The organism is Streptomyces sp. NPDC046335, assembly GCF_055587985.1.
The window spans coordinates 441709-463278 of the sequence record NZ_JBVJFF010000003.1; the positions used below are offsets into that span (position 1 = coordinate 441709).

The 21570-nt window shown below is 66.4% G+C and carries 12 protein-coding genes; 6 read left to right on the forward strand and 6 right to left on the reverse strand.

Features of this window, described 5'->3' with window-relative positions; genetic code table 11:
• Window positions 1-30: 30 nt before the first annotated feature.
• From ACZ6JY_RS08650 to ACZ6JY_RS08660, 3 genes are read left to right on the forward strand one after another with little or no spacing between them, the layout of a single operon-like run.
• Complete coding sequence (locus ACZ6JY_RS08650) at window positions 31-1302, forward strand: restriction endonuclease-related protein (protein WP_469193623.1); 1272 nt, start codon at window positions 31-33, stop codon at window positions 1300-1302.
• Complete coding sequence (locus ACZ6JY_RS08655; protein ID WP_469193625.1) at window positions 1299-4616, forward strand: ATP-dependent DNA helicase; 3318 nt, start codon at window positions 1299-1301, stop codon at window positions 4614-4616. The genes ACZ6JY_RS08650 and ACZ6JY_RS08655 overlap by 4 nt, the downstream gene beginning before the upstream one ends.
• A 28-nt stretch (window positions 4617-4644) precedes the next feature.
• Window positions 4645-7584: an RNaseH domain-containing protein gene (locus ACZ6JY_RS08660; protein ID WP_469193627.1), complete on the forward strand. Its 2940-nt coding sequence runs from the start codon at window positions 4645-4647 to the stop codon at window positions 7582-7584.
• An 86-nt stretch (window positions 7585-7670) separates the two neighbouring features.
• Here ACZ6JY_RS08660 and ACZ6JY_RS08665 read toward each other — a convergent pair whose 3' ends face one another.
• Both ACZ6JY_RS08665 and ACZ6JY_RS08670 read right to left on the reverse strand, forming a co-directional pair.
• Window positions 7671-8165, reverse strand: coding sequence for a hypothetical protein (locus ACZ6JY_RS08665; RefSeq protein WP_469193629.1), 495 nt, complete (start codon window positions 8163-8165; stop codon window positions 7671-7673).
• 170 nt (window positions 8166-8335) lie between these two features.
• A complete protein-coding gene (locus ACZ6JY_RS08670) occupies window positions 8336-9736 on the reverse strand; it encodes a hypothetical protein (protein WP_469193631.1) in 1401 nt (466 codons plus the stop codon).
• Between the two features lie 336 nt (window positions 9737-10072).
• On the opposite strand from ACZ6JY_RS08670, the gene ACZ6JY_RS08675 reads away from it, so the two are divergent.
• Together ACZ6JY_RS08675 and ACZ6JY_RS08680 are read left to right on the forward strand one after the other, a co-directional pair.
• Window positions 10073-11248 carry a competence protein CoiA family protein gene (locus tag ACZ6JY_RS08675; protein ID WP_469193633.1) on the forward strand — a complete coding sequence of 392 codons (1176 nt, stop codon included), beginning with the start codon at window positions 10073-10075 and terminating at the stop codon, window positions 11246-11248.
• Window positions 11249-11541: 293 nt separating this feature from the next.
• Entirely contained in the window at window positions 11542-12594 is a 1053-nt protein-coding gene (locus tag ACZ6JY_RS08680; RefSeq protein WP_469193635.1) for a competence protein CoiA family protein, read from the forward strand.
• Here the strand turns inward: ACZ6JY_RS08680 and ACZ6JY_RS08685 are convergent.
• The gene (locus ACZ6JY_RS08685; protein WP_469193637.1) at window positions 12560-13693 is read right to left on the reverse strand and encodes a hypothetical protein; all 1134 of its coding nucleotides are present in this window, start codon (window positions 13691-13693) and stop codon (window positions 12560-12562) included. The genes ACZ6JY_RS08680 and ACZ6JY_RS08685 overlap by 35 nt on opposite strands.
• Window positions 13694-13929: 236 nt before the next feature.
• Between ACZ6JY_RS08685 and ACZ6JY_RS08690 the strand changes: the two genes are divergently transcribed.
• Entirely contained in the window at window positions 13930-15276 is a 1347-nt protein-coding gene (locus ACZ6JY_RS08690; RefSeq protein ID WP_469193639.1) for a hypothetical protein, read from the forward strand.
• A 197-nt stretch (window positions 15277-15473) separates the two neighbouring features.
• On the opposite strand, the gene ACZ6JY_RS08695 is transcribed toward ACZ6JY_RS08690, so the two are convergent.
• From ACZ6JY_RS08695 to ACZ6JY_RS08705, 3 genes are all read right to left on the reverse strand, one after another.
• Window positions 15474-16844 carry a class I SAM-dependent RNA methyltransferase gene (locus ACZ6JY_RS08695; RefSeq protein WP_469193641.1) on the reverse strand — a complete coding sequence of 457 codons (1371 nt, stop codon included), beginning with the start codon at window positions 16842-16844 and terminating at the stop codon, window positions 15474-15476.
• Window positions 16845-17034: 190 nt separating this feature from the next.
• Window positions 17035-19092: an APC family permease gene (locus ACZ6JY_RS08700; RefSeq protein ID WP_469193643.1), complete on the reverse strand. Its 2058-nt coding sequence runs from the start codon at window positions 19090-19092 to the stop codon at window positions 17035-17037.
• On the reverse strand, window positions 19034-21448 hold the full coding sequence (locus ACZ6JY_RS08705; RefSeq protein WP_469193645.1) for an MMPL family transporter: 2415 nt from the start codon (window positions 21446-21448) through the stop codon (window positions 19034-19036). The genes ACZ6JY_RS08700 and ACZ6JY_RS08705 overlap by 59 nt, the downstream gene beginning before the upstream one ends.
• Between the last annotated feature and the right edge of the window lie 122 nt (window positions 21449-21570).

Sequence of the window (21570 nt, forward strand, 5' to 3'; positions counted from 1 at the left end):
TGTCAGTGCCACGCTCTACGGTTCTCCACCGTGACGACCACAGCTGGCGATGAAAGCCCGACGTTCTCTCACTTCGATGCCTTCCGGCTGATCAACTTCACGTTCATCAAAGCCTGTGAGGCACTGACTGCCCCTGAGCTGGGCCCGCATCAGCGGACCGAGAAACTCATGCGGTACTACGGCGACCTGCTTGCCGCGTATGGGCCGGGTGTACACCTGCCCTTCGGTGAGTTCCGCCGCAAGCTTCTCGGCACCGTCGACGGTCTGCTCCCTGACTGGTTGGACCGGTCCGCATTCGACAACCTCGACTTCGCCGTGGTCGACGCCGATGGCTGCGTCACCAGCAGCGCCTTCGACCTCCAGTGGGAGACCACACAACTACACCGGATCCTGCGGTGGTTGAAGCGGAACGGCCGTACGCGCTTCACCGACGAACAGCTCCAGGACGAGATCGACCAGGACCAGATGTACGAGCTGCTCAAGGGGCGCGGCGATGAGCAGTACGTACGCGATCGCACGACACTGGTCAAGTGCCCGGCCGGGGACCGGAAAACTGTCAGCACACGCGGTCTGCCCCTCAACGCACTGCGGTACTACGAACCGATCCCCTATCACTCCACCTACCGCACATGGTGGTTTCCCTGCACTGTCTGCCAGTGGCCCATGAAGATCAGCAAGCGGGTGAGCGGCGTCGGCGAGTATTACCGCGCCGCCTGCCTGTATGACCGGCATGCGGATATCGGTGCAAGTTTCGTCTTCCGTCCGACGATGGGCAGCGCGCCCGAACTTCACCCCGACAGCACCTTCGAGCCGTCACCACGCGAGGCGGCACTGTTCCTGGACGGCAGCACGACGGTTCCTGAGGCACAACCCGTCGAGGACAGCCTGGCGCTGCGGCGTGGGGTGTGGCGCTACACCTGCGTGCCCGGACTCCACGAACTGCGCCTGCACCAAGAGCTGTCGAAACGGCTGGGAGCCCTGGCAGAGCGGGGACGGGCCCACGTCACGCTGTGGCCGATGCAAGACGCGTACGACCACCGTATCGAGGTGACCGGGGCAGGCGGCGACATCCATGTGTTCACCGTGGACGTGAAGGACTACACACACGCCCGCGTCCTGGCCGAAAGCCTGGATCGCAACGAAGGCGACAAGGGCGGCGCCCGCTGGCTCGTGGTCCCCGACCACCGGGCAGACCAGATCCCACTGCTGTCCGTGACCTGCAGCAAGTACGCCATGAAGGCCGCCACCATGACCGACTTCGCCGAGACCGTCTGCCGTACCGCGGGGGTGACGTGGGCATGAGCGAGCGCACCGTGCCAACCGCATTCATTCACGCCGCGCTCGCCTTGAGCGCGCACTACTTCCCCCAGAAGGACGAGGAGGAACGGGACCTGGCCGTGTTCCATCACGCCGCGTTCTTCGCCAGCAGCAAACCCCAAGTCTGGGACAGGTGGCGGTCCCTGAGCGCGGACGAGCGGCTGCTGGTGGTCGAGGTCATGAAGATCAGCAACCCCGATCTTGCTGATCCCGCACGCTTCGCCTCCGCGGCCCGGATCGCTCTGGGCGCCCTGAACGTCGGCGACGAAGAGGACGAGGCGGAACCCACGGTGTTTCACCTGGCCGGAGATCCCTACACCGCCGATGCGGCCTACCCGCAGCTCGGCGGCGACTACCTGGGCTACACGCACAGCCTCTTGGCCCCCTTCCGGCGCCCCAGTAACCGGCGCAAACCACAGGAGTTCGCCGCGCCCGGGCAGATTTATGAAACGAGCGAGCGCACCGAGGGCAACGAGATCGTCCACGGCCGTCTGACGATCCCCCGTTACCCCTCGTCCCTCGAACCGCTCAGTCACGAGACCCTGCCCGCCCTCACCACCCGGACAGGGTTGTCCTCGATTCCTGTTCCCGTCCAGGCGCTCAAGGACATCGCCACCGTCCTCGATACGCAGTACGCGCAGTCCCCATCCGGGCCATGGCTGCTCCACGTCCTCAACGGGCTGTTCGCCCAAGTCCGGGCCCGGGACACCGACACCGTCGATGTGATGGAGCTGCTGTCCGGGCTGACGCAGATCTTTCACGCGCCCACCGGCACCGGCAAGTCCATCCTCGTCCGCCTCCTGGGCTCGTGGGCAGCATGCAATGGCTACCGGGTCGCCCTTCTGGTTCCCGACGTCAAGGCAACTCTTGTCTCAGCCTGGGACATCAGCCACGACCTCGATCTGCTGCACCAGGTCGGCATGATCGAACACCCGGCGACCTGCGCGCCCCTGATGTCCCCCGCCTCGCGACACGAGCGAGCCATCAAGCACGCCTCGTTGATCAAGGAGGACCCGGACACTCCTGGCGAGTGGGGCAAGCGCGGCCTTCGGGACGTGGACCATCTCGCCTACGGCTGCGCGCAACGCCACTGGCTCGAGACCGCCGGCATCTACCGTCCCGGAAGAGAGAACTGCTTCAGCCTGCGCAGCGGCAGCGACACCCTAGCCTGCCCGTGGGCGCCCACCTGTGGGAAGTTCACCCCCCTTTACAGGGCGGCCGAGGCAACAGTCATCGTGACCAACCACCACAACTTCATCCAGGGCACCACCCGACTGGGCGTCCAGCTCGACGGCCGCCCGGTGCGCTCCATGCCGGTGCGCGAATTCGTGCTGCGGGCCACCGACTTCGTCATCATTGACGAGATCGACGCCTTCCAGGCCGTGGCCGTCGACCGGTGCGCTGACGATCTCGCGTTGCACTCACGCCAGCCGTGGACCGCCGCTCCACAAGCCCTGGACCAAGCGGCCAAGCACCTTCCACTGCGGCTGGAGAGCGAACTCGTCGAGCCGGTCAGCCACGTCCGGCTCACTGCCGAGGCCCTACTGACCGGGCTGTGCACCAAAGCCTTCCGGCTCAACCACCACGATGACGCCAAGGTGGCCCGCTTGCGCCACGAATACGACTACGAGGGCTGGCGTCTTCCGCGCAGCAAAGACCGCGAGCTTATCTCCGCCCTGCTTCCGGAGTACCAGGTCGGCCAAGGCGAACCACTGCCCCGAGAAGCCGTGCAGCGCCTCGATGCACTCTTGCCGCTGCCCGAACGCGACGAGGCCGCCGAGGAGGACACTGCCCCGCTGATGGACCCGAAGTGGGAGCGGGTCCGCGCCCTGCTGCTGTCCCTCGTCGCCCCACGCGGCATCAACCAGCGCGACGCCATCAAGCTCCGCCTGCATGAAGCCCTCAGCGGCATCGTCACCGACGCTCGGACCCGGAACAAGACCATCGACCACCTGGTGATCCGTGCCCTCATGGGAGAACTGGACCGCTCCCTGGCCGAACTGCGCGCCACCACGCAATCGCTGCGACACACCGGCCTGGTCTCCGCCAACCGCATCATCGAAACCTTGCAAGGCGGCGGCATCACCGACGTACTCCCCCACGGCACCATCGGCCGGCCGATCAACGGCTACCGGGTCTCAGGGATGAAGAACCCGGAGAAGGACGCCAAACTCTCCACCCAGACCATGGCCGGCGACCCGCACACCTACGTCAGTGAACTCGGCGGGATCGTGTCCCTGCGCACGGCGAGGGTGGAGCGCCCGATCCTGGGCCTGTCCGCCACCGCCTTCTTCCCCCAGGCCGTCAAGGAGCACATCCACGCCCCCGTCACCTGGTGGATGACCGATGCCCAACCGGACTCCATCATGGTGGAATCCTCCTCCGTCGCCTTCGGCCAGGGCCACAAGAACGCCGGCGAGAAGATCTCCATCGCCGGCCAGTTCCCGGCCGACAAACCCCATGCCCTGCGCGAGATCGCCCAGCAGCTGTACGAGACCAAGCTCGCCAAGCGACTGGCTCGCCTCGCCAAAAGCGACACCACCCGCGCTCGCGCACGGGTGATTCTCACCGCCAACAGCTACGAACAGTGCGGCCACCTCGCCACCGGCCTGGTCAAGGCACACGGACTCACCCACCGCGTGTGCGTCCTGGTACGGGAGGAAGACCGCTTCCGCAACGTCCGCTACCTCCCCGACCCCAACCTGGTCCGCCGCATCACCGTCGAGGAAGTCGAAGAGTTCCCCGAACTCGGCGACATCCTCATCGCCCCTCTCGCCAACATCTCACGCGGGCTCAACATCGTCGTCAACCTGCGCTCGGCGATCCACTCGATCTACATCTGCGTCAGGCCCCCGCTGATCATCGACGATCCGACCTGGATGTACGGCAGCGTCAACGCAGCAGGCATCAACACCTTCACGCCCGCGGGCAGTTCAGACCCAACCCGGGCGATCCAGGAAGCGCGCACCGCCTCCCGCGAGCAGCTCGCCACCATCCTGCGCTCCTCACCCCAACTGTCCACGATGGACCTCATCCTTCAAGAACAGATGGTGGCCGGAATGCTGGTCTCCCTCATCCAACTCGCCGGCCGCGCCCGCCGCGGCGGCACCGACATGGAACTCCACTTCGTGGACTACTCCTTCCAGGACGAGACCTGGAGTTCCGACCTGGCCAGCATCATCCACCGCATGGCATCGCGCTGGACGCCCGAAGAGCGCCGACAGATGGCCGACCTGTACGGCGAAGCCGTCAACGCCTTCCTCTCCTACGCCGGCGTCGACCTCGCTCCTGCTGCGTGACCCCCTCATTCCGAAAGAGGCCCCAGCCTTGACCGACAACGCCCTCGACCTGCCCAACACCCTCACCCTGCGCTGCACCCCCGCCCTGCTCGGAGGGCAGAAGGTGTACCTGAGGATCTTCGCCAAGGCTGAACGCGACGCCTGGTACAACCTCATTGGCGACGACAACAAAAGCCTGCCGTACTCCACCGCGGTCACTTACCTGAAGTTCAAGACCGGTGGCTACGTCTACCTCGACAAGTACCTGGAGTACCTGGTCTCGCTGGAACCCATCAGCGACGACACCCTGCGGCACGTGTTCACCTGCATCATCGGCTACGGAGCCGGGCTGAGCACTGACCAGGCCGTACTGCTCGAACCGCCGCCGCTGGCCCAAGCCGTCGCCGCTACACCGCAGCAGACCATCGAGATGACGCGCTTTCTCACCCCGCGCGAGGGACGGCAGCCCAAGTGCCCGAACTGGATGTACGTGGCCGTGCCGTGGGTGATCTCCAAGATGCTCGCCGAAGAGCCGTTCACCCTCTACGACCTGCTCCCCATCATCACGAAAGTCCCGGCCAAGGAGAAGGACGGCTCCCCCAAGCTCGACGAGCACGGTGAGCAGGTCTACAAGAACCGCACCAGCGGCTGGAAGGCCAACCCCAACAAGCGCGCCGTCACCTATGTGCCGGACAGCCGCGGCGGCCTGCTCGCCTGGGACCATCCGTTCGGACGTAAGTACAACGTCCGCGACGACGGCACAACGGTCAATACGGCATCCGAGGCGCAGTACGCGATGTCGCGGATCTCCGTCGCGATGAAGACTCAGCCCAACATCGCCGACCCGGTCATCCTGCTCGACGCCCACGTGACACGCATCCACAGCAACATGCGCTTCGCCAAGTCCTCCTACGTTTACCAGGGCGGTGACGGACTCCCGGTCCTGCACACCGAGCTGGTGCGCAACGGCACCGTGCGCCAAGTCAATCAGCGTGCTCTGGAACTCCTCGCCCGCGACGCAATGAACCTCGAGGTGCTCGATGAGCTGGCCCGGCGGGCTGCCGACGAGCAGGCTGTCATCGACCGGGCCGAAGCCGAGGACGTCTTCGCATCCTTCATCACCCCAGAGCCCGGCATCACCCGGCCGCTGCTCCCGAAGAACGACAACTTTGCCGTGGGCACCGGACCGGGCACCCTTCATCTGCGGCTGCTTACCGAGCACGTGAAGAAGGTCCTCGGCAAGAAGGCCGGGTGGGTGCACTACGACGTCGAGCCGATGACGTTCGAAGGGCGGCCCACCGACAAGCAGAAGATGAGCCCGCAAGAGCGGGCGCTGCGCGTGGAAGCTGGCGAGCTGCTCCATAGCATCGGCTTTCCTCCGAGCATGGACATCTCGGCTTCCGTCCGGGCCCAGGGCTTCGAGCAGTTGCGGATCGTCTGCCTCTGGTATCGCCACACCACCCGCCTGCGGATGATCAACGCCTTGTCGATCGCCTTCCCGGAGTCCAAGGGGCTCACTGCCGACCCGAAACAGGGCGATGAGATCCACCTGGCGGAGGGCATCCACGTCGTCTTCCGCAAGGCAGAGCGGTTCCTCTCCCACGGGACGGACATCGACCGTGAGTTGGAATGGAAGGGCATCGCCGACGACTTCGCCAAGGCTGGACCCGGCGTGCTGGTCGGCGCATGGTGCGAGACGGAGATTCCGGAACTGAAGCGGCAACCGGGCGAGACAGCCGCACAGTTCGCGCTGCGCGCGGAACGCTACGACGGGAAGTTCCAGGTACGCCGCCTGTTGGCCACCAAGGGCATCGTCATTCAGTTCACCAAGGGCCTGCAGCCGGGCACGTTCGGGCGAGCAAGCAGCGAGATCAGCCCGCCCAAGCCGGGCAAGGACCACGCCGCGTATATGGCGCTCCTGGACCTCAACCGCTCCCTGGGCATCATCGATCAGCGGCTCGCCCGCGCCATCGGAAAGGACCGCCGAGCCGGCGACGCACGAAGCCTTGTCTATGTCGGAATCCACGTACGCCGACAGGCCAAGACAGCCGACGGCAAGAACACCAGACGTGTCATCGTCGCGACCGCCCTGTTCCCCTCCGCGGATCCCGACGGGGTCTGGACGATGAAGGCATGGACGCCCCAGATCGGACAATGGGTGCCCTACCGGCAGGCCATCACCGACTTCCACGCCGGCGACTTCGCCCTGCACGTAGACGGCAAGGGCAAAACGGAGAAGCAGCGGTGGGCGGAGGCCGCGGAGGACGTCGAAGCAGCCCTGGCCAGCCTCGTCTCCGACGAAATGGAGCCTGGCACCGAATACGTCATCACCCTCGACGGCCACTCCTGCCGCCGAATGTGGACCGGCTTGCACAACGAGAACCAGAGCTACCAGGCCACCGACATCGCCGACCCTCGCACCTGGCTGCCCGGACACGGTAAGGGCCGCGGCGCGCCGCGCCGTAAACCCGCCGGGGTCATCCGCATGAACATCAACGCTGAAGAGGTCCCGCAGCTCATCCCCGTCGTCACCGACGTGGCCGCTGAAGACGAGAAGGAAGACATCGATTTCACCTCCACCAAGCTCCACCGCGCCCGCGTCGACTTCGGCAACCCGTTCTGGGTCCTGTTCAACGTCCCTCGCAACTACCAGGCCAAGGGTGGCTCCCTCGGTAGCAAGATCACTCGCTGGGATGCCGACCCCGGCAAAGCCGGCGACGAGGACGAGCGGGAAACCAATGAGCTCAAGAGCCCGTGGTGGGCAATGACGGCCACCGAGATCTATCCCGTCTCTGTCGCTGACGGGATCGACTCCACGATGCTCGCGCGCACCATCGCGCGGCTGTGCCACCAGACCATCGCCTGGGCCGACCGCTCGCGCTATCCCGTGCCGCTCCACGCGGCCAAGCAACTCGATCTCGATCATCCTCAGTACCGGCGCTCAGCACCGCCGGAAGAGCTGAACCAGACCGAGGACGACGCCCAGTAGAGGCACTGGATGCTGCAGCCCGCCGGCATGTAGCCGGCGGGCTGCAGCCTGCGCAGAGACGGCGAAGCAACAGACTTCACTCGGGCCTACGAAGCAACGCCCAACTCTGGGAAATCTCTCGCCCCGAACAGGGCGTCGAATCGACGAGCCCCTTGTGCAGCGATCAGGAAGTACGGGGCTCCGGAGCCGATCACGCTGTGCGGGCCTTTCTGTCCTGCAATGAGGACATCGTGTGGCGCCCACACGTCGAGTCCGTCGAACACGTAGTAGACCGGGAGGCCGGTCCAGGCAACGAGCTGCAAGTGCGCCTGAACTGCCGAGCGTTCAATGGCATGACGCCCTGTTCGCTGGCTCGTCATCCCGCCCTTGCAATCGATCAGCACCAGGTCCCCTGCCTTCGCCGCGATGAGGTCCGGGAACCAGCGAATGGAGCTGTCCGTCCTGCGGAGTGCGCGTTGAAGCGCTCTACTCAACAGTCCCTGCCCCCAGAAATCCACTGTCCATCCTCGTTCGATGAGTTGCTCGGCGACGTATCGCTCGTGCGCATCGCCTATCGCTTTCCGCTGCTGAAAGCTCGCCATGGATGCAGTGTGCCCCGCTGAGAGAAGTAGGTAGCTCTCCGGGGATCGAACCAGGACAGTCCCCCTCTGTCTCAGTGGTTCTCACCGTGTTCGCACCAGTCCGTGGACGTCCACCTACGTCCACGGGCACTGTTCTCAACATGGCCGAAATTCGACCGCTACGGCCGCCCCTACCTGCCCAGGCGCCGTTTCGCGTTCCTCTCCGCCTGCGGTGGCTCATCACCGTAGAGCGCCGCCAGCACCAGATCGCGCTGCCCGCGGAAGGTGCGAAAGACCTGCTGGCGGACAAGATCGCTGCTGGTTCCAGTCGTGCCGATCTGCCCCGTCTCGACCAAGCGCGTGAACAGCGTGTTGTCCAGGTATCCGGGCACGTTCTTGTAACCGAACCGGACCGCACCCTGCCGTCCGTCCTTCAGCCGAGCATCCTGACGCAGCGACTCAAACTGGCGACGGGAGAAGTACATGCCGTAAATCATCTCCGAGGTGTGCGGCAACACCGACCTCGGGTGACAGAGCTTGATCCAGCTTGGGTTCGCGTCGAGACGCTGCTCGCTGCTTCCGTCGGTCACGCTCGCTGCATACCGGTCCAAGGCCCGCATACGCTGGAGCTCCTTGGCAAGGTTCCGGTCGCTGTTCGGATAGTAGAAGCCGCCCTTCTCCGCATCGAGTTTCTTGTACTGAACAAGGACCATGCTGTTTCGCGAGACGTTGTAGAAGATAACGTCGCACCCCAGCAGTCGTTCCGCTGTCGCCCGATTAGCGTTCCCGACGAGCAGCGTTCGCCCGTGCTCACGGAACTCTCGCCACGCGACGTGATCAGTGGCGTCGCTCAGCAATCCCCGCATCGTGTGCGTGTCGTGGGCGATGAGGTGATCCTCAAGAGCAGGCTGAGCGGCCATCGTGTCCGGACGGCGAGTTCTGCCCTGAAGATCGGGTTGCCTCCGGCTCTCTGAGGCTGATGGCTGCGCAACCAAGTCAAGGAAGAGCGGCGGCATCCTGTCGTCGTAGAGCTCCTCCGCCGGAGGATCCCATTCGGCCAGATCTGGGGCTCGGAAGCCAGCCATACGCGCGGCTATCAAGGTACCGTCGCGATGCAGGGAGACTGCTTGGCCAGCGCGCGAAGTCCCGAAGTCCCATGATGCGATGGCGCCTTCGATCTCATCGATAGCGCCGCGTGCTTCGGGGCGTCGTTCCAGAAGTACGCGCCGCAGCTCGGATCCTGCGGTCTTGGTCTGCTGCCCTTCCGTAGCAAGATGGCGCTGCAGATGACCTGGTACAGCTTCGAGCAGCTCTGACAGCGGGACCGGCACTTGCAGAGGACGGACATAGGTGACGCGCAGCTGCTTCACCGAGTCTGCCGCCTTGCGGCCGCGAACGCACTTGCCTACGTACTTGACCTCGTAGCGCCCATATCTGTCCTGAGCTGCGATCAAGGCCAAGTGTCGTCCCTTGAAGAGCTCTTCCTGGCGTATGAGTGTCCACTCGTACTCAAGACGACGAGACCGGTAAATCTCCTCGAGAGCTCTGACGTCTTCGTACTCGAAGCTCTCGCACCTGATGATCGCAACCATGGCTGCATTCTGGCCCAACCCGCCTACGGGCGGGGCCGACTTCACCAGCGCAGACAGCCTCTGCCGCCCCACCGGCAAACCGACAGGGCAGCAAAGGCCGGTCCTCGCCGACCACGCAGGTGATCGCGAAATGGCGCACACCGAACCAGCGCCAGCGCGTCGCGATGGTGTCCTACTATCCGAGCAGGACGATGGCCGTAGACGTTACGTGATCTGGTGCATTGTCAGCGGCCGTTCCTGACCTGTTGAGTTATGGCAAACGGCGTGTGGCACACCGGCTACCACATCAAGATCGAGTTAACGCATGCGGACCTCGGACACCCGGACCGTCCCGACTTGCTCGACGAGATCACCCTGCCGATCGAACAGCGCGACCGTGAGTTGCTGCAGTGTCTGCAGCATCACGGCACCGGCATCTGCCGGGCCGAAGAAGAAGACCGTTCCCCGTGGATGACAATCCGGCGGCGCACTGTCGACGGGGTCACGACCCTGGTGGCCGCGCATCTGCCGGTACGCACCAAACCGACAGCCGATGAGAGCGACAAGCACAAGGCGCTCAAGGAGCGGATCGCGCGTGCCGCGCACCGTCACGGCCTCGCCGCGCAGATCGAGGCCCGCAGCACGGACGGCAAGATACGCAACGATGTCCTGGTGTCGGGCAGCGCAGGCCATATCGGCTGGGAGGCCCAATACTCGCCGATCACCGCATCGACCGTGCGACGGCGTTCAACTGCCGCTGCGAACCACGGGATCATGCCCTTATGGGTGACCAACGATGACCGAGCGGCACTGATCGACCGTGCACCCTGGGTACGCGTGGATGACCTGCCCTGGCGGGCCATCGCCTCCGACCGCGCGATGCTCGTACGCGGCGGGGTACGACATCTGCAGGACTGGGCCTGCACGCCGGCCGCCCAAAGACCCTGCCCGCTCAACGGCAGTTCGTGCGGTGGGCTACACGTCGCCTGGAGCTTGCCGGCGCTCTGCCTGCCACCCAAGCCCCACACCGGGGTCGACGCCCTCGTCGCAGCGAGCGCCGAAGGCGACTACGTGCCCATGAAGATCCCTGCCCAGCACAACCCCCGGGCCTCGACCCGGCTGTGGGCCCCGGCAGCCGATAGGGACCGCTGGCGCAACATCATCGGCGAGGACGAGGCGCTTCCCGACGCGGAACCACCGGCGCAGGCGACTCTGACGTTCACCGAGGAAGATCTCGACTCCACCTGTCGCTACGGTGAGGACACCCGGATCTTCGACGACCGGCGACCGCGCCGCGACCATGCTGACGCATCCGGCCTGCACACCTTCCCCGAGGTACCTCAGCGGATCTTCCGTATCCCCCGCCAACCTCAGCGCCTCAACATCAGTCCTGAGCAGCGCGCCGAAGCCTCACGACGCTACGGCTGCCGCATCTGGCATGTTGGCCCCTGCGCGGGCTGCGGCACACCGATTCACCGCTACGGCCCGGGATCCGTGCACGCCTGCGCCGCCTGCCGAAGGCGTGCGCGCTAGGTGGTGGCACAGTACGTGGCCACCTCGAACCGCGGTGGACGTTCTCCCGCTACCACCGCGGCGGACCAGTCGGCGACCGAGGGGCGTCCTCTGCACCGAGATCGGTGTCATCGACGGCTTACGCATGGAAGGCATTGAGGGCAGCAGGGGGAGTGATGGCGTTCAGGGCACTGCACGCACAGTGGGGAACAATCTTTGCCCACATGGCAGATCTCGGTTGCGGGCACGACTGGGCCACCATCTGGAGAGCCCGCCCACCAGCCCCTCTCTCCTGCGTCGAGTGCGGACACACGATGTACGCGAAGACCTCGCCTCACGGCCTGCACTTCTTTGCCCACGCTCCAGGGGCACCCCACTGCGCCCTCGCGGAGGAGACCGTCCGCCATCACTTACTCAAACTCGAGCTCGCTACCGCTGCCCGCGCCGCCGGCGCCCATGCAGAACTCGAAGTCCCCGGTCCCGCAGGAACCTGGCGGGCAGATGTGCTGGCCACCCACCCCACCGGGGACTGGCAGATCGCTCTGGAGGCCCAGCTCTCCCCCATTACCCGTCAGGACATCATCACCCGGACGGAGTTGATGAGTATCGACAGCGTGTCCGCCATCTGGTTCACCGACCGGCAACGCCCACCCTGGCTCGGCCACGTTCCGAGCGCACGCGTGTCCCTCGACGACGAGCACGGTCTCCTCGTCACCGACGCTCTGGCCAAGTTCACGAATGGCTCCTGGCAGAGCGGCCCTCAGACCCCTGCAACCACATTCCTCAAATGGATCTTCACCGGACAGGTCGTTCCCCATCACCGACGAGCACCCGTGATCGCTCCCCTGCGCGAATGGCACACGGTGTGGACCGCGCCCCGATACGTCCAGGACGAAGACGCGCATCTTGCAGCAGCGCAGCGTCAGTTGAGCCACCGGCGTGACGCCGAGCAGCAGCGCCGTACCGAACGCCTCCGTGCCGCGCAAGAACGCGATCGGCAACGCTTCGGCACGGGCCGGTCCGATGACCACCAAGCAGCAATTGATGCGTTGATGCGACGCCAGGCAGCTCTGGAGAAACCGGTGTACGACTTCATACGCCGCGCGACAGGCGCCGCCCCCTACATCGATGAAGACCCGGCACCCGAGTTCGCCATGGGCGTGCCGGTGTACATCGGCCAGCGTCCGTACGGCGTGGTGTGCCCCGTCGCCAGCAGAATCCACGCCTCAAGGGCGGAACTTGCCCCCTTGGTGATCTTTGTGGCGTCGCATCGGGAGAAGGACCGAATCGCAGCGCAGACACTGCCCGACCAGCGCATCGTGGTCTTGTCGGCTACTGGTCCAGGAGCTGCTCAATCGCTTGGATGATGTGCTCTACCGTGCCCGGGGCGGCCGCAAGGGCTGACAGAGAGACGCCTGGCCAGCCTTTGAAGCCCGACTCCCGCTGCACGGCCAGCTTCGTCCCCAGCCCGCCCACGGGCGGCAGCGCATCCGCGAATCCGGCCACAGCTTCACGCCCCAATCGCTTTGTGATGGAGCCCAAGCTGAAGGCAAGTTCTCCGGCCGCGTCTCCGTCGTACAGCGACAAGGTCCCGACCGGCACCCATTGACCTGAAGCCTGGTAGTGGAGATTCATGCTCGGATACCTGGCGGTGCCTCCCACGAGTCGCCCCCGCTCCTGTGCGTGATCCAACAAGGCGTTGGCGACACGACGCACCTCGGGCGTGCAGCGCCTGTCGAGGGCGGCTTCCAGTTCCTCACGCGCGCGAGGTGCATTGCGCTGCTGGCCCGAGGGGGACTTCGCGGCTGTAGCGACTTCGCCGTAGACACGGGGCACCAGGACCGTCAGCTCGCCGTCGCCGCGGTACTGGGTCAGTTCCACTGCGTATACGTCGGTGTGGCTCATCTGTCGATTGAGGAACTCCACGATCGCGCGGAGCTCCAGCGGGATTCTGTCGGCGACGAACAGCAGACGCATTTGTCCAGCTGCCAGCCTCTCCTCCACCAGTGCCCAGAAGTCGTGCGGGGAGCGTTCATCCAGCAGTTCCCCGTACGCCTCAGCCAGATCACGGCCGTCAGCCCTGCATGTCTCTTCGAATGAGTGCTGCAGCAGGGCCGCCGGCCAGTAGCGGGCTCCGTTGGCGGCGTAGTCGAGCATCTGCCCCACCACCTCGCGGCGGATCCGGGTGTCGGTAGCTCGTTTGACTTCCACGAGCGTCGGTACGCCTTCGGCATCGACGAAGAGGTGGTCCAGCCAGTACGCGGAACCGCCGTCCGCGCTCGTGGCCACTCCCATCTCCCGCGCCACCAACACAAGACGCAACGGACGTCCGTCCCCCAACGTGCCGAAGTCCAGCACCCGAGGATGCCGAGCCAGCAACTTCTGGAACTCTGCTTCTGTCTCGAACCCGGCGACTTCCAGCGCCTGTAGCCCTTGCCCCAGCAAGAACACCGGCTGATCCGTCACGCCCTGCCCCTTTCAGTGAGCTGTGGCCTCGGCACGCAGCCACATGCACCCTGATTCATACCGGGAGTCACTGACACGTCGACAGAGCGAGCTTCCGATAAGCGCCACCGTCTGCGTACATGGACCGTGCAGTACGTCCCGTCCGAACGAACGTCCCCTCACCGCGTTCGGAATTACTACGGAAGCGGCGGGAAAGTCCCTCCCGAGGAGCACACCCGGGGCCACGGGAGGACCGCATGCACGGGGACCTCAACGAGCGACAACATCATGTTCTCAGCTGGGTTAGCCAGGGCTGTCCCGACGGAATCTGGCCAGGCAGCACCCACAAGGTCAGCGCTCAGGCCCTGCAAAGCCGAGGACTGATCAGAATCACCAAACGGCGTGGGCATTGGAACGCCGCGCTCACCGACAAGGGACGGCGAGCGCTCGCCGACAATCCACCACATCCCCGAGCCGCGCCTGAAGCCCGCACGAACTACACCGACCAGCTCCTCGAAGAGCTGAGAGCCAACAACAACTACCTCGCCAAACCAGTCGAATCCGGTCCACGCCCGGTGAATTGGGCATCGCGGGTCAGCGCCGCACGTAAATCCGGCAAGATCCCCCACACGCAGCAGCTCCGCGGAAAGCAAACTGACTACGGCTACGAAATCAGGCTGACCGACATCCCCGCCTGGCAGCTCATCGATCTCACCCCCATCACCGTCCCGGCCAAACTCATCCGACCCCACCGCGTGGTCGCCGCACTCCAACAGCACCCACGCCACATGGGACTGACCAAAGCCGTATTCAACCGAGCCCTGCGCATCACCCAAGCGCTCGTTACAGCCACCGAATCACACGGCCACACAACAGCACCAAGCCCTGTACCGAGCACTCCCCCGTCCCGTCACCGCCGGCACGCAGCACCGCACTTCACCATCACCGCCCAGGGTGAGCGCCTCGACGTCCTCATCCTCCAGGAACTCGACCACCACAAACACATCCCCACCGACAAAGAACGCACCGACGCCGCAAAGCACACATGGATGCGCATCCCCCGCTTCGACTACACCCCCGCCAACAGACTGCGATTCATCCTCGGAGGCGGCACCCCACACCGCGGAACCGAATGGGCCGACCTCGACAGCCGGCCGCTGGAAGACCAACTCCCCGAAATCATCCAAGAAATCGACCTCCGCGGCGAAGCCGCCGAACGCAACCGCCGAGCAGAGGCGCAGGCCGAGGAAACGGCACTGCTGCACCAGGAAGACGCCCTGCGCAACGCCCACGCCGCGTACACCCACGCCTACCGCGTCAAGCGCCTCGAAGAACAGACAGGAACCTGGCACAAAGCCAAGCGTCTGGCCGAGTACGTCACAGCGGTACGCGAACGGGCCACATCCCTAACGCCCGGACACGAACTCACTGAAATCAAGGAGTGGCTCACGTTCGCCGAAGCCCACCTTCAACAGCTCATCAACACCGCCACGACGCCGACACTGCCCATGCCGCCAACCCCCAGCAGCGCGGATCTCGCACCGCTCCTCGCCCAGCAGGCGTTTGCAAACCGCACTTCCCCTCATTCGCAAATGAGGCCATAACCGACAGGGGCGCACCAAGAAACGGCAAAGGCCGCTCCCCAGAACTTCACGCCCGACACCTGCCATCTGCGAGGACGCACGCCTGACGCCCCATCAGAACGTGCGTCAAACGTGCGTCACGAGGGCTCCGCGTGCGTCACTCATGCGTCAAGATATCGCCCGTAACGCACATAATGCACACTCGCCAAAACCGCAGGTCAGGCACCCTTTGCGGCAGGCTCAAGGATCGCGACGCACTCGACATGATGGGTCATCGGAAACAGATCGAACGCCCGCAGCGACCGCACCCGGTAGCCGTTCGTCTGGAAGTAGCCCAGGTCGCGGGCCAGGGCCGCCGGGTCGCAGGCCACGTAGGCGATGCGGCGTGGGGTCAGGCTCGCCAAGTGCTTGACCGTCTGCTTGCCCGCGCCCGCGCGCGGCGGGTCCAGGACGATCAGGTCGGCTTCGGTGATGCCCGTGCGCGGGAGGACGGATTCGACCTTGCCCTGCTCGATGCGGACGCGGTCGAAGGCGGCCAGGTTGTGGCGGGCGTCCTCCACGGCGCGCTTGCTGGACTCGATGCCGAGCACCGCGCCCTTCTCGCCGACGCGGTCGGCCAGCGCGCCCGCGAAGAGGCCGACGCCGCAGTAGAGGTCCAGGGCCGTGTCGCCCTTGCGGGGCGTGAGGCCCTGCATCACGGCGAGCATCAGCGTGTCCGCCGCCTTCGGGTGGATCTGCCAGAAGCCGCCGCTGCCGACGCGGTAGGTGCGGCCGTCCGCCCGCTCGCGCACGAAGGCGCGGCCGTGCACGCGGTGCGTTCCGCCGTCCTTCTCGCCGATCCGCATCACTGACACCGGCTTGTCCAGCTCGACGATCGGCAGGCGCGCGCCGGGCTTCGGGGCCAGGATCACCTGACGGTCCTGGGAACCCGTCGCCGCGATCGCCTCGATCGACGCCATGCCCGACCAGTCGCGCTTCTCGATGCCGAGCTCCGAGACGCCCTCCGCCGCGATCATGCAGTGCTCGATCGGCTCGATCTCGTGCGAGCGGTGGCGGCGAAGCCCCGCGTTGCCGTCCTCGTCCACCGCGTACTGCACGCGCGTACGCCAGGACGGGACCTCCCCGGCAGGGACCTTGTCGCCCTCCGCCGGCATGACCGTGCCGTCCCAGCCCGCCTCCTCGGGGGTCAGGCCCGCCAGGTGCTTCAGCTGCTCGGCGATGACCTCGCCCTTGAGGCGGCGCTGCGCGCCCGGCTTCGCGTGCTGCCAGTCGCAGCCACCGCAGCGGCCGGGGCCGGCGTAGGGGCAGGGGGCCTCCACGCGGTCCTTGGACGCCGACAGGATCCGCACCGCGTCCGCGCGGAGGTAACGGGCCCCCTCCTCGCCCTCCGTCACGCGTGCGACGACCTTCTCGCCCGGCAGCGTGTGCCGTACGAAGAGGACCTGGCCCTCGGCGGTACGGGCGATGCAGTGGCCGCCGTGCGCGACGGGGCCGATCTCCACCTCGTACTCCTGGCCGATCAGCGACGTGGCCGCGGGCCTCGCGTCCTCCGCGTTCCCCGCCTGCGTCTTCTTCGGTTCTGCCTGCATGGCGGGTGGCTCCACAACGTAAAAAGGGGTACGGCCGGACAACAGCCCACCAGTCTACGTGGGTGTCGCCCGGCCGCTCGCCATAAGCCATGCCTAAGCAGTGTCGAAGCCGTGCCTAAGCCGCCTAAGCAGTGTCGAAGCCGTGCCCGGAGCCCTGCCCGAAGCCGTGCCCCGAGCCCTGCCCGCGGCCTCAGCCCTTCTTGCTGGTCGGCTCCTTCGTCCGCCTCGGCTTCTCCACCGGGCCCCGGCGCACCGCACCCGGCGCGTTCCACTCCGAGCGCCTGCGGGCCCGCTTCTTCGCGGCCTCGGAGGAGTCGAGCTGGTAGGGGACGGACGTCACCATGACGCCGGGGGTGAAGAGCAGGCGGCCCTTCAGGCGCAGCGCGCTCTGGTTGTGCAGGAGGTGCTCGTACCAGTGGCCCACCACGTACTCCGGGATGACCACGCTGACCACGTCGCGCGGGCTCTCGCGGCGCAGGTTCTTGACGTACTCGATGATCGGCCGGGTGATCTCGCGGTAGGGCGAGTCGAGGACCTTCAGGGGGACCGTGATCCCGCGCCGCTCCCACTCCTCCTTGAGGGCCTTGGTCTCCGCCGGGTCGACGTTGATGCTGAGCGCCTCAAGGGTGTTCGAGCGCATCAGCTTCGCGTACGCGAGGGCGCGCAGCGTCGGTCGGTGAATCTTGGAGACGAGGACGATCGAGTGGACCCGGGAGGGGCGCATGCTGTCGTCGTCGGGGGTCTCCGGGGCGGCGATCTCCTCGGCCACGCGGTCGTAGTGGCGGCGGATCGCGGTCATCGTCACGTAGAAGATGCACATGCCGAGCAGCGCGACCCAGGCGCCGTGCGTGAACTTGGTGACGAGTACGACGACCAGGACGAGGCCGGTGAAGAACGCGCCGAAGGTGTTGATCGCGCGGGAGCGGATCATGTGGCGGCGCTTGTTCGGGTCCCGCTCGCTCGCCAGGTGACGGTTCCAGTGCCGGACCATGCCGATCTGGCTGAGCGTGAAGGAGACGAAGACGCCGACGATGTAGAGCTGGATCAGGCGGGTCGAGTCCGCGCCGTAGATGAAGACCAGCAGGGCCGCGGCGCCGGCGAGGAGCACGATGCCGTTGGAGAAGGCCAGGCGGTCGCCGCGGGTGTGGAGCTGGCGCGGCAGGTAGCGGTCCTGCGCGAGGATCGAGCCGAGCAGCGGGAAGCCGTTGTACGCCGTGTTGGCCGCGAGGAAGAGGACCAGCGCGGTGGCGGCGGCGAGGATCATGAAGAGGAAGCTGCCGTGGCCGAAGACGGCCTCGGCCACCTGGGAGATCACCGGGTTCTGGACGTAGTCGGCGCCGACCGCCACTCCGTTGTGGAAGAGGTCCTTGCCCGGGTACTCCGCCATGCGGACCTTGGTCGTCATGGCCAGCGCGATGATGCCGCAGAACATGGTGACGGCGAGGACGCCCATCAGCGTCAGGGTGCTCGCCGCGTTCTTGCTCTTCGGCTTGCGGAAGGCCGGGACACCGTTGCTGATCGCCTCGACGCCGGTGAGCGCCGCGCAGCCGGAGGAGAAGGCGCGGAGGAGCAGGAAGACCAGCGCGAAGCCGGCCAGGCCCTGGTGCTCGGGCTTGATCTCGTAGTCGGCGGTCGGCGCCCGCATGGTGTCGCCCAGGACGATGCCCCGGAAGGCGCCCCACGCGATCATGATGAAGACGCCGGTCACGAACACGTAGGTCGGGATGGCGAAGAGCTTGCCCGACTCCTTCACGCCGCGCAGGTTCATCACCGTGAGGAGAAGGATCACGGCCACGGCGCAGAGCACCTTGTGCTCGACCACGAAGGGGACCGCCGAACCGAGGTTCTCGATGCCGGAGGAGATCGAGACGGCGACGGTCAGGACGTAGTCGACGAGCAGGGCGCTCGCGACGGTGAGGCCTGCCTTGGGGCCGAGGTTGGTGGTGGCGACCTCGTAGTCGCCACCACCGCTCGGATAGGCATGCACGTTCTGTCTGTACGACGCGACGACGGTGAACATCAGGACCACGACCGCCACAGCGATCCACGGGCTGAAGTGGTACGCCGAGACGCCCGCGATGGAGAGGACGAGAAGGACCTCTCCCGGCGCGTACGCCACGGAGGACAGCGGGTCGGACGCGAAGACGGGGAGTGCGATGCGCTTCGGCAGGAGCGTTTCTCCGAGCCGGTCACTGCGCAGTGCGCGCCCGATGAGAATCCGTTTGGGCACGTCGGTCAGTTTGGACACGCAGAGGATCGTAAGCGGTCGAATGGGTGGCCGCCCACCCACCACCCCCATCTGCTCCGGTGAACCGCTCTGTGCGATCCTGCGCCGCCCTCGCCTGTGCGCGGCGGATCGCGCCGGACGGCCACCAGGTGGCGCGCCCCAGCAGGAGCAGCGCGGAGGGCAGGATCATGACGCGGATCACGAAGGCGTCGAGCAGGACGGCCGCCGCGAGGACGAAGCCCATCTGCTTCATCTCCAGGATGTGCAGCATCACGAAGCTCGCGAAGACGGTGACCATGACGATCGCGGCGCTGGTCACGACCTTGGCGGAGGACGCGATGCCGCCGAGGACCGCCTCCCGGGTGGGCACGCCGTTCAGGGCGGCCTCGCGGATCCTGCTGACCACGAAGACCTGGTAGTCCATCGAGAGCCCGAAGAGGATCACGAAGAGGAAGAGCGGCACCCGCGAGGAGATCCCGCCGAGGGAGACGAAGGAGAGCAGTTCCTCGGCCCAGTCGCCCTGGAAGACGAGGACGAGCAGTCCGAGCGCGGAGGCGGCGGAGAGCAGGTTGAGCCCGACGCCGAGCAGTCCGAGGACGACCGAGCGGAACGCGTACACCGTCATCGCGAACGTCATCAGGAGCAGGAAGCCGAGGACCAGCGGCAGCTTCTGGTTCTGGTGCTCGATGTAGTCGGTGCCGCGCGGCACCTCGCCGGTGACGGCGCTCTCGACGTCGCCGGACAGCTTGCCGACGGTCGCGGGCAGGTAGTCGTCGCGGAGGTGGGCCAGGGAGGTTACGGCCTTGTCGGAGTACGTGGGGTGCGGCGCGTTGAGTTCGAGTGTCGTGGTCCTCAGGTCCTCTGAGGAGCGGAGGAGCGGACCACCTGAGGAGTCACCGCCCGAGGAGTCACCACCCGAGGAGTCACCACCCGTGCCACGGCCCGTCGAGTGGTCCGAGAAGAGCGGATCGGCCTGCGCCAAGCGGTCGAGCCGGCGGAGGGCCGCCTCGACCTCGTCGGCCCGCGAGGCCTCGGCACGCACCACGACCTGGTGGCTTATGCGCTGCTCGGGGAAGGCGGCGAGCAGCCGGTCGTACCCCTGCATCGCCGGGATCCCGCGCGAGAAGCTGTCGCGGGCGGGGTCCTTGAGCTTCATGTCAAGGGCGGGCAGCGCCAGACCGAGCAGGACGAGGACCGACAGGCCGAGCGTGAGCGCGGGCCGCTTGCGCGCGGGCGTCAGCAGCGCGTTCCAGATCCGTCCGGGCTTCTCCTCCGCGTACGGGCGTACCGGCTTGCCCCGTGCCAGGCGCTTGGCCGCACGGCGTTCCGTGCGCTTGCCGAGCTTGACGAGCAGCGCGGGCAGCACCGTCACGGAGCTGACCACGGCGACGGCGACGACCAGGATGGTGCCGGTGGCGAGCGAGTCGAAGATGACGTCACCGGCCAGGTAGAGCGCGGCGGTGGAGACGACCACGGCGAGGCCCGAGACCACGATCGCGCGGCCCGCCGTCGCGGCGGCGGCCTCGACGAGCGCCTCGGAGGTCAGGCGGCCACCCGCGCGGGCCCGTTCCTCGCGTTCCCGCTTGAGGTAGAAGAGCGTGTAGTCGACGCCCACGGCCATGCCGATGAGCAGGATCATGTTCATCCCCACGCCGGTGTCGGGCAGCAGGTGCGAGGCCGCCATCGCCAGGCCCATCGTCGCCATGATCGAGGTGACGGCGAGCAGCAGCGGTACGCCGACCATGACCACCGAGCCGAAGACCACGGCCAGCGTGATGAGCGTGATGGGCAGGGTGATCGTCTCGGAGAAGGCGAGGTCCTTGCCGCGCTGGTCGTTGACGCCCCTGCTCACCGAGCCCGAGCCGGTCTCCTCGATCACCAGGTCCGGGTGGGCCTTCTTGATCTTCTCGGTCTCGTCCTGCAACGGGATGACGTTCTTCTTGGCGTCCTGTTCGGGTCCGTGCAGCTCCACCTGGACGCGCAGGACCCGTCCGTCGGCGGAGCGCACCGGCGGCGCCACCGACGCGACCTCGGGCAGCGCCTTCATCCGCGCGGTGACGTCCTTCACCGCCGCGCCGGCCGCCGCCTCGTCGAGCCGCCCCGACTCCGCGCGGATCAGCACCTGCTCGGTGGGCCGCAGTTGGACACCGCCCTCGGCCGCCAGGGTTTCGGCCCGGCCCGCCTCGCCGACGCGGTAGTCCTCCGTGGTGGCGCTGTTCATGCCGGCGGCGATGCCGCCGCCGAGGCACAGCACCACGAAGACCAGCCAGCCGATGATCGCCCGCCATGGGTGCAGCGCACTCCATCGTGCGGCGCGCACCGTGACCGGTGGCCCGCCCCTGCTCGTCCCGCTCCCGCTCATCCCGCCCCTTGCCATGCCCGTCCGCCCCTTCGTCCTTCACGCCTTCATGTGTAAGAGGACACTGACAGGTGAAGGTTCGAGCCGTCAACCGTCAGAGGTAGTGCTACGAGTGGGTTTGACAGCCGTTCCCGTCATGC